Source organism: Micromonospora sp. WMMA1363 (assembly GCF_030345795.1).
Classification (GTDB): domain Bacteria; phylum Actinomycetota; class Actinomycetes; order Mycobacteriales; family Micromonosporaceae; genus Micromonospora.
Genome location: NZ_JAUALB010000001.1, coordinates 2521315 through 2535553 on the forward strand (window position 1 = coordinate 2521315; position 14239 = coordinate 2535553).

The 14239-nt window shown below is 71.8% G+C and carries 12 protein-coding genes, 1 tRNA gene and 2 pseudogenes; 6 read left to right on the plus strand and 9 right to left on the minus strand.

The genetic code is table 11. The features are described from left to right. Positions 1–3: 3 nt before the first annotated feature. Positions 4–1140: pseudogene (locus tag QTQ03_RS30665) on the minus strand (ATP-dependent helicase); the annotation flags it as partial. Positions 1141–1434: 294 nt separating this feature from the next. Between QTQ03_RS30665 and QTQ03_RS11480 the strand changes: the two are divergent. After that, entirely contained in the window at positions 1435–1641 is a 207-nt protein-coding gene (locus QTQ03_RS11480; protein WP_289277996.1) for a DUF8847 domain-containing protein, read from the plus strand. Between the two features lie 50 nt (positions 1642–1691). On the opposite strand, the gene QTQ03_RS11485 is transcribed toward QTQ03_RS11480, so the two are convergent. Continuing rightward, positions 1692–2840 (minus strand): polysaccharide pyruvyl transferase family protein, encoded by a 1149-nt coding sequence (locus QTQ03_RS11485; RefSeq protein ID WP_289277997.1) that lies wholly within the window; start codon positions 2838–2840, stop codon positions 1692–1694. Between the two features lie 71 nt (positions 2841–2911). Continuing rightward, a complete protein-coding gene (locus QTQ03_RS11490; RefSeq protein ID WP_289277998.1) occupies positions 2912–3493 on the minus strand; it encodes a TetR/AcrR family transcriptional regulator in 582 nt (193 codons plus the stop codon). Positions 3494–3566: 73 nt separating this feature from the next. On the opposite strand from QTQ03_RS11490, the gene QTQ03_RS11495 reads away from it, so the two are divergent. Continuing rightward, the gene (locus QTQ03_RS11495) at positions 3567–4157 is read left to right on the plus strand and encodes a dihydrofolate reductase family protein (protein WP_289277999.1); all 591 of its coding nucleotides are present in this window, start codon (positions 3567–3569) and stop codon (positions 4155–4157) included. A 31-nt stretch (positions 4158–4188) separates the two neighbouring features. On the opposite strand, the gene QTQ03_RS11500 is transcribed toward QTQ03_RS11495, so the two are convergent. Next, positions 4189–4986, minus strand: coding sequence for an alpha/beta fold hydrolase (locus QTQ03_RS11500; protein ID WP_289278000.1), 798 nt, complete (start codon positions 4984–4986; stop codon positions 4189–4191). Positions 4987–5501: 515 nt separating this feature from the next. Further along, entirely contained in the window at positions 5502–6707 is a 1206-nt protein-coding gene (locus tag QTQ03_RS11505) for an IS256 family transposase (RefSeq protein ID WP_289280776.1), read from the minus strand. 282 nt (positions 6708–6989) lie between these two features. Between QTQ03_RS11505 and QTQ03_RS11510 the strand changes: the two genes are divergently transcribed. After that, the gene (locus tag QTQ03_RS11510; RefSeq protein ID WP_289278001.1) at positions 6990–7196 is read left to right on the plus strand and encodes a hypothetical protein; all 207 of its coding nucleotides are present in this window, start codon (positions 6990–6992) and stop codon (positions 7194–7196) included. Between the two features lie 440 nt (positions 7197–7636). Here the strand turns inward: QTQ03_RS11510 and QTQ03_RS11515 are convergent. The 4 genes from QTQ03_RS11515 to QTQ03_RS11530 all read right to left on the minus strand — a co-directional run bounded on the left by QTQ03_RS11515 (position 7637) and on the right by QTQ03_RS11530 (position 11752). After that, positions 7637–7711: transfer RNA gene (locus tag QTQ03_RS11515), tRNA-Val, on the minus strand. Between the two features lie 87 nt (positions 7712–7798). After that, positions 7799–8266, minus strand: coding sequence for a peroxiredoxin (locus tag QTQ03_RS11520; protein ID WP_289278002.1), 468 nt, complete (start codon positions 8264–8266; stop codon positions 7799–7801). An 84-nt stretch (positions 8267–8350) separates the two neighbouring features. Continuing rightward, the gene (locus tag QTQ03_RS11525) at positions 8351–8788 is read right to left on the minus strand and encodes a DUF3052 domain-containing protein (RefSeq protein WP_289278003.1); all 438 of its coding nucleotides are present in this window, start codon (positions 8786–8788) and stop codon (positions 8351–8353) included. A 111-nt stretch (positions 8789–8899) separates the two neighbouring features. Continuing rightward, positions 8900–11752: a thiamine pyrophosphate-dependent enzyme gene (locus tag QTQ03_RS11530; RefSeq protein WP_289278004.1), complete on the minus strand. Its 2853-nt coding sequence runs from the start codon at positions 11750–11752 to the stop codon at positions 8900–8902. Between the two features lie 222 nt (positions 11753–11974). Here QTQ03_RS11530 and QTQ03_RS11535 point away from each other — a divergent pair. From QTQ03_RS11535 to QTQ03_RS11545, 3 genes and pseudogenes are all read left to right on the plus strand, one after another. After that, positions 11975–12421: pseudogene (locus QTQ03_RS11535) on the plus strand (GbsR/MarR family transcriptional regulator); the annotation flags it as partial. Between the two features lie 22 nt (positions 12422–12443). Next, positions 12444–13355, plus strand: a complete 912-nt coding sequence (locus tag QTQ03_RS11540) for an ABC transporter ATP-binding protein (RefSeq protein WP_289278005.1) — start codon at positions 12444–12446, stop codon at positions 13353–13355. Beyond that, on the plus strand, positions 13342–14139 hold the full coding sequence (locus QTQ03_RS11545) for an ABC transporter permease subunit (RefSeq protein ID WP_289278006.1): 798 nt from the start codon (positions 13342–13344) through the stop codon (positions 14137–14139). The genes QTQ03_RS11540 and QTQ03_RS11545 overlap by 14 nt, the downstream gene beginning before the upstream one ends. Positions 14140–14239 lie beyond the last annotated feature (100 nt).

The following is a 14239-nucleotide window of genomic DNA, read 5'->3' on the forward strand; positions in this document are numbered from 1 at the left end:
GGTGACCGGCTCGGTGATCTCGTCGAAGAATGGCTCGACCAGGCGAAAGCTGGCCCGGACCGGCCCGCCCGCCGCGTCGCGCTGCCACGCGTCCAGCTCGTCCCGGAGCGTCGCCAGAGCCGCCGGACCCGCGGCGAAGTCGCGGTGCGGACCGGTCAGCGCGGCCAGCCACGCCGGCACCGCGCCCAGCGAACGCACCCCCCGGGCGAGCGCAGCGTCCGCGAGCGTGGCCCGCACCGCGGCGTCGGTGAGCGCGTCGAGCGCGTCGGCAACCAGGTCACCGGTGTCCGAACCGATGCCGTCCCGGCTCCGGCCGCCGTCCCGAGCCGGACCGGCCGACCCGATCGCGGTCCGGCCGGCGGTCCGGGACCCGGCCGCGATACCGGCCCCCCGATCGGCCACCGCGACGCCGATGACATCGGCAGATTCCTCAGCGGCGGAGTGTGCGATGCCAGTGGCGTCGGACGGGTCGAGCCGGACCTCGACAGCGGCCCGGGCGGCCGGCGGCAGGGCCAGCGCGAGCGAACGCGCCCAGCCGGCGTCCGTGCCGGTGAGCAGTGGCCGCCACACCGCCCGTGCGGTCACCGTTCCCGGGTCGGTCGGGGCCCACCCGCCCGATCGGGCACCGTCCGCTCGCCAGGCCGCGTCGCCTGCGGCCCGCTCCACCGACTGGACCGGGACCGTCACGCCCGGCAGGACCCGACCCCGGGCGGCCAGGTCCACGGCGAACGCCGCCAATTCGGCGAGGTGGCGCAGGGCCGTCCCGGCCACGGCCGACTCGGCGACCCGGCACAGCAGGGACAGGGCACAGTCCGGGGCGTACACCAGGGCGGGGGCTCGCCACCCGGCCAGGGTGACCGGCCCACGCGCCGGTTCCACCGGCTCGGTGCGGACCAGTTCCGGTGAGTCGAGCGGCGAACCGGCACGGGTGGGCAGGCTGAGCAGGGCCGTGCCGAGCGCGGTCGGCTCGGCGATCTCGGCCAGGACGGCGGTGAGCGCGGTGTGGTCGGCGGCGAACGGGTGCGGGCGCTCCCGGGGCGCCCGCCCCGGCCGGCGCGGGGCACGAGCCGGCCGGGCGCTGTCCTCGGCCCAGACGGCGAGCCCGGTGCCGGGCCGCCATGACCCGTGGATGACCAGCACGCGTTTCCCCCTCGCTCCCGCCCCGGCCAGGATAGGCACCGCACTGCCCACCCGGTCCTCCGGGACGGCCCCGCCGGCCGACACGGCGGCCCACGTGACCCACGCGCCGCCGGGGAGCGGCAGCGGGCCCGCACCCACGACGGCACGGAGTACCCAGAACGCTGCCCCCGCGCTGACGGCACCCCCGGACAACTCGGTGAGCAACGCCCGCTCCCGGACCGGCTGCACAGCCTGACCCAGGGCCGGCGTCCGCTAACCGCTGCGGAGACGGGTCCGGCGGTGCAGGATGGGCGCATGGCATCAACCGCGGAGATCCCCCTGGTCGGTGGCACTGCCGACGGGCAGACCGTCACCGTCGAGTTGGACCCGAACGGCCGTCCGCCCCTCACCCACCACCACCTGGGCGACGGTGGGCTCACCGAGGCGGAGATCTACGAGCTGGAGACGGTTGCGGCCGCGACGGGCCAGTGGCGCTACTGCTGGCGCGGCCCGGCGGTCTGACCTGCCGCGCCTCGGAGGTTGACGGCGGGCTCAGGAGGATCGAGGCGGGCTCATGCACCGACGCGGATCAACGACTCGGCCCGCAGGCTCTCCAGTACCGCCCGGGTGACCTGGGAGGTGCCCCGGGCCTCCTCGCACACGTCGGCCACCCGGCGGGCGGTGGCCTCGGCGCGCTGCTCCCGCTCGTCCCACAGCCGGTCCACCTCGGCCAGCAGCGGGCCCTCGACCTCCCGCTCCACGCCGCGCAGCGCCGGCACGCCGAGCCGCTGGGCGAGGTCGAAGACCTTGCCGGCGTACGGCAGGGGCAGGAACGGGGTCCCGACCATCGCGGCGAAGATGAGGAAGTGCAGCCGCATGCCGACCGCGAGGTCGAAGTGGCGCATCAGACCGAGGATCTGCTGCGGCGCGTAGGTACCGTGCAGAATCCGCCCCCGCTCGGCGGCGATCATGTGCGACAGCACACCGTGCGAGTGCCGGATGTCGTCCCGCTCCATCGGGACGAACAGGACGTACGCGTCGATCCGCTGCACGAGGAAGTCACCGATCTGGGCCAGCAGCCGATGGTAGCCGTCGACGTCGAGCCGTTCGGCGGCCCGCCCCGGCTCCCGTACGCTCATGCCCACCAGCCGCCTGCCGGCCGGCACCCCCTCCTCGCGCAGCAGATGCGCGGGGAAGTCCTCCGGCTCCAGCAGGAACGCCGGGTCGGCGGTCACCGTGATCGGGTTGAGCAGGCCCGCCTCCTCGAGCAGCATCCGGGACTCCTGGTCCCGCACGGTCACCTGGGCGGCCCCGGCCAGCGTCTCGCGCACCATCCCGGTGTCCACGGTCTCGCTGAGCGGGCCGACCCCAACCGCGTACGTCAGCAGCGGCAGGCCACGCTCCTGGGCGACTCGGACGACCCGCAGGTACCGGCGGGCCTCCCGGTCGTAGAGGATGCCGCCGCCGCCCAGGATGAGCAGGTCCAGCTGGGCGAGAACCAGGGAAGAGTCGTTGCGGCTCACCCCTTCCCAGGGCACCGCCTCCACGTCCGGGTGGGCCACCCGGGTGTGCGCGGGGTCACGGGAGAAGACGATGATCCGGGCATTCGGCTCCTGCTCCCGCAGGTCGGCCAGGAGGCCGGTGAGGATCGCTTCGTCGCCGAGGTTACGACCCCCGTACGAGCCGAGCACACCGATGGTCAAGCCGGCGCCATGCGTCATCCGTCGCTCCTCCCCAGGTGCGTCCGGGAAGGTCTTCCCGGTCCACCGGCGAACAGTCCTCTCCGGCGTGGTCACCGGGACGGTGACGGCGCGACCAGCCGGGCGACGAAGGCCACGACCACCTCGTCCGGGTCGAACCCGGTGTCGATACCGGTGGTGAGCAGGTCCAACAGCAGCCCGTCCAGGGCGTAGTGCAGCAGGGCGATCTCGAACGCACCGCCGGGCAGCCCGGAGGCGGCGTGGAAGGCGAGGTCCTCGCGGTACCCCCGGCGCAGCGTGTCGCCCAGCGCCCGGCCCAGCCCGGGGTGGCGGACCGCCTCCAGGCGCAGCTCGATCAGGGCCCGGGTCAGATCGGGCTCCCGGGTGGTCCGCTCGACGATGTAGCGCACGTAGTCGGTGAAGAGCTCCAGCGACGGTTCCCGCGCGCCCAGCCTCGCCAGCACCTCCTCGTCCGGGGCGAACCGTTCCATGATTCGCTCGCCGAGTGCGCTGAGCAGCGCGTCGCGGGAGCGGAAGTAGTTGGAGGCGGTGCCGGTCGGGACCTTCGACTCGGCGTCAACAGCACGGTGGGTCAGCCCCCGCGCGCCGGTCGCCGCCAGCACCCGCAGCCCCGCGTCCGCCAGGGCCGCCCGTCGTTCCGGATTCCGTACCACAGGAACACTTTACGCAACCACGACAGCTGTCGTATATTTTCAACCACGACACCAGTAGTGATTGGGGAATCGGTTGCGCAAGCTCGTGTACTACGTCGCCAGCACCCTCGACGGTTTCATCGCCGCCCCGGACGGGTCAGCCGACTTCTTCGGGCTCGAGCCCGACCTGGCCGAACACCTCGCGGCGCACTGGCCACAGACGCTGCCGACCGTCGCCCACCCGCAGTTCGGAATCGACCGGCCGGAGGGCCGCTTCGACGCCGTGATGATGGGCCGAGGGACCTACGACCACGCGCTCAGGCAGGGCATCACCAGCCCGTACGCCCACCTGAAGCAGTACGTCTTCGCCCACTCCCTGCCGCCAGCGACCGAGCCGGAAGTGAAGATCGTCTCCAGCGATCCGGTCGAGTTCGTCCGGACGCTCAGGCACGAGACCGGGGGCGACATCTGGCTCTGCGGCGGCGGCCACCTCGCCGGCCAGCTCCTGCCCGAGGTGGACGAGCTGGTCGTCAAGCTCAACCCGATCGTGATCGGCAGCGGCGTCCCGCTCGCCGCGCGAGACTTCGATCCCCGACGGTTCACCCTGGTCGACACCAGGCCGCTCGCCAGCGGAGTCGTCATCCTGCGCTACGCGCGCCCGGCCACCGACGGTACCGCCGGGTGATCCCGCGGGTACGCGACTCGTCCGGGTGAGATCAGGTCGGCGGGCGGACCACGTGGGTGAGAAACGGCAGGACCGCGGCCGGTAGGGCGGGTGACGCGAGGATGTCGTGGTGGGTGAGGCCGGGCAGCACGGCCAGCCGGGCGACCGGCCGCCCGCTGCCGTCCCGACCGGCGTCCCGGTGGCCACCGCCGAGCAGGCCGAAGAACTCCACCATGTGCGCGGTGGTGACCGAGTCGGCGTCGGCGAAGACCAGCAGGGTGGGCAGGGCGAGGGCGGACACCTCCAACGACCAGTCGTACTCGCGCCGCAGCAGCTCCCCTGACTTCGCCCAGAGCCGGGACCAGTCCGCCGGCTGGGGCGCGACCCGGACGTGGTGCTGATACGCCGGACTGGCCCGCATGTGCTCGCCGTACGTTTCGTCCTGCCCGGCCATCGCAGCGAGCACCTCCGGGTACCAGCCGCTCCGCCGGCACGGTGCCGACACCACCACCAGCCGGCGGACCAGGCCGGGATGCTGGATCGCGGTCCGTAGCGCGACGCCACCGCCGAGCGAGTACCCGAGGATGTCGACGGCGGTCAGGCCGAGCCGGACGATCAGCGCCGCCACGTCGTCGGCCATCGACTCGTACCGCAGCGGCCGGTCGACGTCGGCGGTGCGGCCGTGGCCCTGCAGGTCGACCGCGATCACGCGACGCCGGGCGGTCAACGCCGGAAGAAGCGGGGCGAACGCCGCAGTCGATCCGAAGCCGCCGTGCAACAGCACCAACGGGCGGCCGGCGCCGGACGCCTCGTACCAGATGCGGAGGCCGTCGACCTCGGTGTAGGTCACGACGCCCGCCCGCCGCGTGGGCTCATGCCCGCGACCCGGGTGAGTACGGCGACCGCGCGGAGCCGGCGGCCCGCCGAGACGGATCCTCCCGATGCGCGACCGTGAGGAGGACCGCCGCGCCGAGCCGGTGCCGGCAACCAACCCTCAACGCCACCGCCCGCACCCCCAGTTCCGACACCCACGCCAGGGTCCACCTCCATCGGGACATGTCATCATCCCGGCCTACAACGAACACCGATGAAGATCACGCCGACACGCTGAACACATCAGACCAACCTGGCCCCTGCAATCTGTACGGCTGCCGGACAGGACGAGATCGGCACAGCGCTGCGGCCGGTCCTCACCGCGCCAACCGGGGACACCGCGACCGAACGGTTCCTCGAGTTCGCCGAAACCCGGACAAGAATCACCCGGCGCTCGTCAAGCCGGGGGAGAACACCCGGGCGAGCAGTCCGCCGCTTGCCGGAGTAACACGGGAGTGTCAAGTTAACGGCTGATCTTGGTTGTTGAGGTGGTCAGTTGTTGGCCGGGGTGAGCCGGCCTTCGAAGGCGATCTGGAAGGCGTTCAGTGGTGCTTTCCAGCGTATGGTCCAGCGTCGGCGGCCGGCTCCGGTCGGGTCGAGGCTCATCAAGGCCATGTAGACGCACTTGAGTGCGGCCTGCTCGTTCGGGAAGTGGCCACGAGCTCGCACGGCCCTGCGGATACGGGCGTTGACGGACTCGATCGCGTTCGTGGAGCAGATGACCTTGCGGATCTCCACGTCGAAGGCGAGGAACGGCACGAACTCCGCCCACGCGTTCTCCCACAGCTTCACGATCGCCGGATACTTACGGCCCCACGCCTCGGCGAACTCGAGGAACCGCTCGGTGGCGGCGTCCTCGGTCGCCGCGGTGTAGACCGGCCGCAGCGCTTTGGCGATCTTGTCCCAGTCCTGCCGGGCGGCGTAGCGGAACGAGTTGCGCAGCAGGTGCACCACACACGTCTGCACGATCGTGCGCGGCCACACCGTCTCCACCGTCTCCGGCAGTCCCTTGAGCCCGTCACAGACCAGCATCAGCACGTCGGCCACGCCGCGGTTCTTCAACTCGGTGAGCACGTGCAGCCAGTACTTGGCGCCCTCGCCGCCGTCACCGGCCCAGATACCGAGGATGTCGCGGTGGCCGTCGACGGTGACCGCCATCGCGAGGTAGATCGGCCGGTTCGCGACCTGACCGTCCCTGATCTTGACGTTGATGGCGTCGATGAACACGACCGGGTAGACCCGGTCCAGGGGCCGGTTCTGCCACTCGGCCATGCCGTCCATGACCTTGTCGGTGATCGTGGAGATGGTCTGCTTCGACACCTCAGCGCCGTAGACCTCAGCCAGGTGCGCGGCGATCTCGCCGTGGGTCAGGCCCTTGGCCGACAGCGACAGGACCATGTCGTCGACGCCGGTCAGACGCCGCTGCCGCTTACGCACGATCTGCGGCTCGAACGTCCCGGCGGCGTCGCGTGGGACCCGCACCTCGACCGGCCCGACGTCGGTGAGCACCGTCTTGGTCCGGCTGCCGTTACGGGTGTTCCCGCTACCCCGACCCGCCGGGTCGTGCTTGTCGTAGCCGACGTGGTCGGTGATCTCCCCATCCAACGCCGACTCGAGGACCCGCTTCGTCAGCTGCTGCAGCAGCCCACCCTCGCCGGTCAGCTTCAACCCGTCACCACGAGCCCGATCGACCAGCATCGCGATCAACTGCTCATCCGTGACCGCACCCACCGGCTCCACGGCCGGCTGTCCCACGGTGGTCTCGGTCGTCATCTGGCGTCTCTCCCTTGATCGGTCGATCAGCCGTTATTTGTACAGTCCCGAGTAACACGGCTTTCGCGACCCCTGTCGACCCCTGGACGAACACCGTGAACTGTGACGTCGACGTCTTGCCGAGATGATTCACTGATGAAGTGCCTCGTTCCGAGCCGAGCAAGGCGGATGGACGGCAGCCGGTAACTGTTGTCGAGGGAGATGAGCATGACGCGTCCGATACCGGAACTCGATACGGAGGACTTACGGGAAATGGCCATTCGGGGTGGCATCGAGGGCGCGGCCGACATGGACCGGGAGGAACTGGTGGAATCCCTGCTCGCCCGCCCCGGCGAGGGCGCCTGGCAGGAGGATCCCAAGCCGGCCGCGGTCAACCCGAACGACTACCGTTACCACGCCCCCGATGAGCGGTGAGTCGCTCCGCCCAACAGGTTGATCGATCATGTGGTGTGGCCGTGTTCGATGGAGAGCGGCACACGGTCAACGGCCCTTGCCGCCGGTGTCGACGGTGATGATGCGGAACGGTGGGGCCGCGGCGGCGCGTTTGTGGTGGTGGTGGTGTTCTTCCCGTTCAGGGCGAATGTTTAGGTTCCAACCCGACGAATAGTTGTTCGAGCTGCTGGAGCGCGCCGAGCCGCACGTCGGACAGAAAGGACTCGCGCCGGAGGAGTTTGTCGGCGGCGACGATCGTGACGTCGGGCCGGGAACATCCCACCATCGACACTGGCGTGCCCGCTCGGTCGACCGAGCGAGTGCCGAGCGAGCGGCAAGCGAATCCGTGGCAGCGGCCAGACAAGCGCGAAGGCCCGATGACCTTGGTGTTTCCCCAGTTCACCGGGCCTGTTCCGGTTATGTGGTGGGCGCGGCAGGTTTCGAACCTGCGACCCCTCGCTTGTAAGGCGAGTGCTCTCCCGCTGAGCTACGCGCCCGGACGCCCGTACGGAGGGCCGGAGGCTGGCAAGCTTACCCTGCCGACCACAGACCACGCCGCACGGTCGCGTTCCGGTCCTCCCGGGTCAGGCGTTGGTCACCTCGGCGAGCGCCTTGCGCCAGCCCTGCTGGTCGCGCACCTCTCCCGGCATGTTCATCTCCGCGAAGCGGACGACGCCCGCCTTGTCGATGACGAAGGTGCCGCGGTTGGCGACACCGCCGACGTCGTTGAAGACCCCGTACGCCTGGGCGACCGCGCCGTGCGGCCAGAAGTCCGACAGGAGCGGGAACTGGTAGCCCTCCCGGTCGGCCCAGATCTTGTGGGTGTAGACCGAGTCGACGCTGACGGTCAGAACCTGGACGTCGTCGTTGAGGTACTCGTTGAGGTTGTCCCGCACCTCGCACAGCTCACCCTGGCAGACGCCGGTGAAGGCGAGCGGGTAGAAGACCAGCAGCACGACGCGCTTGCCGCGATAGTCGGAGAGCTTGACCTCCTGGTTGTTCTGATCCTTGAGCACGAAGTCCGGCGCCTCTGCGCCAACCTGGATAGGCACTTAAGAGCTCCTTTGTGGTCGACTGGACGGTGACGACAGCGTGCCACACCCGGCGGCGACGCCACCGTGTGTGAAATCGCTCAACTACTTCTTGGACTTCGACCCGCGCCGGAGCACCAGCCGCGCGCCGCTCCAGTCCCGGCCGGCGTTGATCGTGGACGTCTGCTGGAGCCCCGCGGTGGGTGCGGACTCGGCGACCTCGCTCGGCTCGACGTGCCCGTCACGCCCGGCCTTGGGCGTGAGAAGCCACACGACCCCGTTGTCTGCCAGCGGGCCAAGGGCGTCGACGAGCAGCTCGAAGAGGTCACCGTCGCCATCCCGATACCACACCAGCACCGCGTCGACCACCTCGTCCGTGTCCTCGTCGACCAGCTCCCCACAGCGGTCGGTCAGGGCGTCCCGGAGATCCTGGTCGACGTCGTCGTCGTACCCCATCTCCATGACGACCATCCCCGGCTCGATTCCGAACCGGTCCGCCAGGCTGCGTACCCCGTCGGCGGCCTGACCAGCGGTCGCGCTCACTGTCGCGTGCCTCCTCATCTCATCCCTGCTCGCGGCGCCGTACGACGCCGTCCGGCCAAGTCCACACAGTTGCGGCTCCCCGCGCAAGTGGCGCACCGGGTGGAACGGAATTTACCGTGCCAGCAGCGTGCGGGCACCCTCGGTGATGGCATCCTCGGTGACCAGGACCAGACCGGCAGCCGGACCTAATGGTACAAACGAGTCAACTGCCGCGACTCTCCGCGCGGCGCCCACATATCCGGCATCGACCAGGGCCGCGATGACTCCCTCCCCGACGCCACCCGAACGTCGTGTCTCGTCCACGACCAGCACCCGGCCGGTCGCCGTGGATTCCCGGATGAGGTCGGCGACCGGCAGCGGCGACAGCCAGCGAAGGTCCACCACCCGGGTGCCCACCCCTTCCTCGGCGAGCACGGCGGCGGCGCGCAGCGACAGCCGCACCCCGTTACCGAAGGTGATGATCGTGACGTCCTCAGCCGAGCCCACCGCGTACACGCGGGCCCGGCCCACCGGCACGTGCACGCTGGGCCAGGTGCCCGGTTCCGGGTACTCGGCGAGCCACTCCCCGTCACCCTCGATGTGCAGGTCACGAGCGTGGTACAGGGCGATCGGCTCCAGGAACACGCAGACGCTGCCGTCGACCGCCGCGCTGGCCAGGCAGGTGCGCAGCATGGCGGACGCGTCGTCCGGCCGTGCCGGGACCGCGACCACCAGACCGGGGATGTCCCGGAGTACCGCCACCGAGTTGTCGTTGTGGAAGTGCCCGCCGAACCCCTCCTGATACGCCAGCCCGGCGATCCGAACCACCATCGGGTTGCGGAACGCCCCGCGCGAGAAGAATTGCGTCGTGGCCGCCTCACCGCGCAGTTGGTCCTCGGCGTTGTGCAGGTACGCGAGGTACTGGATCTCCGGCACCGGCAGCATCCCGGCCAGGCCGGCGCCCAGCCCGAGCCCGAGGATGGAGGTCTCGTCGAGCAGCGTGTCGAACACCCGGGCGGCGCCGAAGCGCTCCCACAGCCCTTTCGTCACGCCGTACACCCCGCCCTTGGCACCGACATCCTCGCCGAAGACGGCCATCTGTGGATGCTCCACCAGCCCGTCGGCCAGCGCGGCGTTGATGCTCTGCGCGAGCGTCAGCGGGCCGGTCCGTTCCGGCCGCCGTCCGCCGAACGCCTCGGCCCGGGCAGCCGCACCCGGCCCGGCCGCGCGGGCCGACGCGTCGGCCACCGCCCGGGCCACCCGCGCCGGCCGCCGGGGCGCCAGCGGGGCCAGCACCTCGGCCGGGTCGGCCAGCTTCGGCTCGTCCAGCACCTCCTCGGCGATCCGGCGCACCTGCCAGCCGATCTCGTCGTACCGGGCCAGCAGTTCCGCACCGGTGGCGACGCCGGCCCCGACCAGCAGCCGCGCGGTGGCCAGTAGCGGGTCCCGGTCGAGGTCGGCGGCGATCTCGGCGCCGGCACGGTAGGCGGCCTCCACGTCCGCGCCGGCGTGTCCCATCAGGCGGACGGTCGACAGGTGCAGCACCGCTGGGCGGCGGTGCCGGCGCACCCACGCCGCCGCCTCGGCCGCCACCGAGTACGCCCCGGCAAGGTCGGTCCCGTCGGCGGCGAAGTAGCGGATCCCCGGTTTCGATCGCAGGGTCGCCGCCACCCACCCCTGCGGCGAGCGGACGCTGATGCCGAACCCGTTGTCCTCGCAGACGAACAGGACGGGGATACGCAGGCCGGTGTGGTCGTACCAGCCGGCGGTGTTGAGGGCGGCGGTGGCGCTGGCGTGGTTGACCGACGCGTCGCCGAAGGAGCAGACGACGACGGCGTCCGGTGGCCACGGGGTATGGGACGCGGTGTCGGCCCGGCCCCCGGGTTGCCGGTCCGTCCCGTCGAGCCGGCGACGTCGTTCCAATGCGAGACCGAGGCCGACCGCGCGGGGCAGATGCGAGGCGACGGTGGCGGTGGTCGGCACGACCGCGAGGTCGGCCCGGCCGAAGACCTTGTGCCGGCCGCCGGCCACCGGCTCGCGGGCCGAGGCGACCATGCCGCGCAGCACGTCACGGGCCGCGCCCGCGTACCCGGGGGCGAGGGGCCGGTCCGCACCGAGTCCGGCGGTGCGCTCGGGCCCGTTTCCGGTGGGCGCCGTCCCGATCGGGTCGGCGCCGTCAGATCCGGCCGCGGGCCGCGGACGCTCGCCAGATCCGGCCGCAGGCCGCGGACGCTCGTCGGGCCCGGCGGCTGATCGGGCGTCGGCACGATCGTCGAGGTCGACCGCTGACCTGGCGTTCGCCACCACCGCGGAGAGCGGAGGCGGCGTGGTGGCGCCACCCGGGCCGGCCGGGGCGGCAGGTCCGGACGCGACGCCACGCTCCGGGGTGAGGCCGGTGGATCCGGTCGGGTCCCCCGGCGAAGCCCGGGTCACCACGGCGTCCCGGCACGACGCCAAATCCTGCGAAGACGGGGACCCCGGCACGACGGCCTGGCCGGGGCCGGCCGGCAACGGGCCGGGCACATCGGCCGGGTGGCCGTCCCGTGACGGCGGAGCCACCGCGGTCGCCGACGGAACAGCAGACCCGGCTGGCTGGCCGGGCAGCCCGCGCGGTACGTCCTCCGGCGTCCTGTCGGCCCCCGCCGCCTGCCCGGCCCGGACGCAGTAGAAGGCGCCGGACCGGTAGTGCAGCAGGGCCGGGTCGGTGGGCCGCAGGGCGGCGGCGACCGCGGCGTTACCCTCGTGTCCGGCGGAGCCGATGGTGTGGAAGCCCTCGCCGAAGCTACGCAGCCAGCGACCGGCGAGGTCGAGCTGGCGGCTGACGACCTGGGCGTCGAACAGGTCCAGCGCCCGCGCGCCGGTCAGCGACGCGCCGTCGGTGACGGGTCGGGTCGGGTCCCGTCCCGCCTCGGGGCCGGTCAGGGTGTCCAGGGCCGCGCGGAGCCGTTCGTCAAGATCGTGCGGGGTGGTCACGTCGGACAGCATTCCCGACCGAGGCCCGAGTCGCACACCAGGACACGACGCGGGAAACGCCTACGCCGCCGCGCACGCCTCCGGGCATCCGCCGTCGGACGCCCTGAACACCAGCTCACGCAGGGTGGCGCAGCCCGCTCCGCGAGGCCGCGGGCCGACTTCGACTAGCGTCGCACCGGTCCACTGCGTATCCTTTGTTCAATACTTTCTGAACGTTCGAAACGGGATCGGGTGATGGAACTCTCCGAGCAGCGGCGCTACGCGGAGGACGCCGCCGTCGTGCTGGGCGGGCTCGGGCTCCCGCCGGCGTACGGCAAGCTGCTCGGCTGGCTCCTGGTGTGCGATCCGCCGGGGCAGACCAGCGCGCAACTCGCCAGCGGCCTCGGGCTCTCCAAGGGCTCGGTCAGCACCGGCATGCGCATGTTGGAAACCAGCGGCCTCGCCCGGCGGGTGCCGGTGCCGGGGCAACGCGGTCACGCGTACGAGATCCAGCCGGACGCGATCGTTCGGATCGCCGCCGACGCCACGAAGTTCCGGGCGTTCCGCGAACTGATGGAACGCGGACTCGCCGTCACCGCCGGGGCGGACACCCCGGGCGCCGGGCGTCTGCGGGTGATGCGCGACTTCTACGCGTTCGTCGAACGCGAGGTGCCCAAGCTCGTCGAACGCTTCGAATCGGAGTACCTGGGGAAGGGAGACCGCGATGGCCGAGCCCGCCATCCACACCGAGGACCTGGTGAAGACGTACGGCCGCAACCGCGGCCTGGCCGGACTGGACCTGCGGGTCGAGCCGGGTGAGGTGTACGGCTTTCTCGGCCCGAACGGAGCCGGCAAGTCCACCACCATCCGGCTGCTGCTCGACCTGATCCGACCCACCAGCGGACGGATCCGGGTGCTCGGCGCCGACCCGCGCCGCGACGGCGTGGCGCTGCGCCGCCGGATCGGCTACCTCGCCGGCGACTTCGTCACCGACGGCCGGCAGACCGCCCGCGAACTCCTCACCTACCTCGGCAACCTGCGCGGCGGGCTGCCCCAAGCCCGGGTGGACGAGCTGGCGAGCCGGCTCGACCTCGACCTGAACCGACGGATCAAGGGGCTGAGCAAGGGCAACCGGCAGAAGGTCGGCATCGTCCAGGCCTTCATGCACGATCCGGAGCTGCTCGTCCTGGACGAGCCGACCAGCGGGTTGGACCCGTTCCTCCAACAGGAGTTCGTGACCATGGTTCGCGAGGCGCGGGCCGCCGGCCGGACGGTCTTCATGTCCTCGCACGTGATGAGCGAGGTCCAGCAGACCGCCGACCGGATCGGGATCATCCGGGACGGCCGGCTGGTCACCGTCGCCCGGGTCGAGGAGCTGCGCGAGCGGGCCGTCCGTCGGGTAGAGATCCACTTCGGGGACCCGGTGACCGAGGCGGAGTTCGCCGCCCTGCCCGGGGTCAGCGAGGTGAGCGTCGCCGGCACCACCCTGCGCTGCCGCCTCGACGGACGGGCCGACGCCCTGGTCAAGGCGGCAGCGGGGCACACCGTTGTCGGACTGCTCTCCGAGGAGCCCGACCTGGAGGAACTGTTCTTCGGCTACTACGCCCGCGAGGAGGCCAGCAGTGCTGCTGCGTGACCCGTTCGGCAAGACGCTGCACGACGCCCGCCGGTCCCTGCTGGTCTGGGCCGTCGCCGTCGTCGCCGTCGGCAGCATGTACGCGTCGTTCTGGCCGACCATGCAGACCCCGGAGATGGCAAAGGCGCTCGAGGCGTACCCGGAAGGGCTGCTGGAGGCGTTCAACTACCGCGACCTGACCAGCGCGGCCGGCTACCTCGGCAGCGCGGTCTACGGCCTGCTGGTGCCGCTGCTGGTGACGGTCTTCGCCATCACCGCCGGCAGCCGGGTGGTGGCCGGCGACGAGGAGGCCGGCACCCTCGACCTGGTCCTCGCGCACCCGGTGGGTCGGGCCCGACTCGCCCTGCTGCGGTTCGCCGCCGCCGCCGTCGGTGTCGTCGGGGTGACCGTGCTGCTCGGCCTGGCGCTGGTCGGGCTGCGCGGCCCGGCGCGACTGGCGAGTATCAGCGTCGGCGGGTTCGCGGCCATGACCCTGCACCTGGCGCTGTTCGGGCTGGCGTTCACCGCGCTCGCCTTCGCGGTCGGGGCGGCCACCGGGCGGCGGGCGACGGCCCTCGGCGCCGGCGCCGGGGTAGCCGTCCTCGGCTACCTGGCCAACTCGGTCTTCCCCCAGGTCGAGGGCCTCGGCTGGGCGCGGGAGGCGTCGCCGTACCACTGGTATCTGGGCGGCTCACCCCTGGTCGACGGGGTGCAGCCACTCGGCGCGCTGCTGCTGCTCGCCAGCACCGCCGCGCTGGTGGCCACCGGCACCGCCGCCTTCACCCGCCGCGACCTCGCCGTGTGACGTGCGGCAGGGACCGTTGGCGGCGCCGCACAGGACCCCTTGGCAACGCTTCAGCGGCCAAGCCAACGAACATCACGCTGCCCAGGACCACCCACGCTGG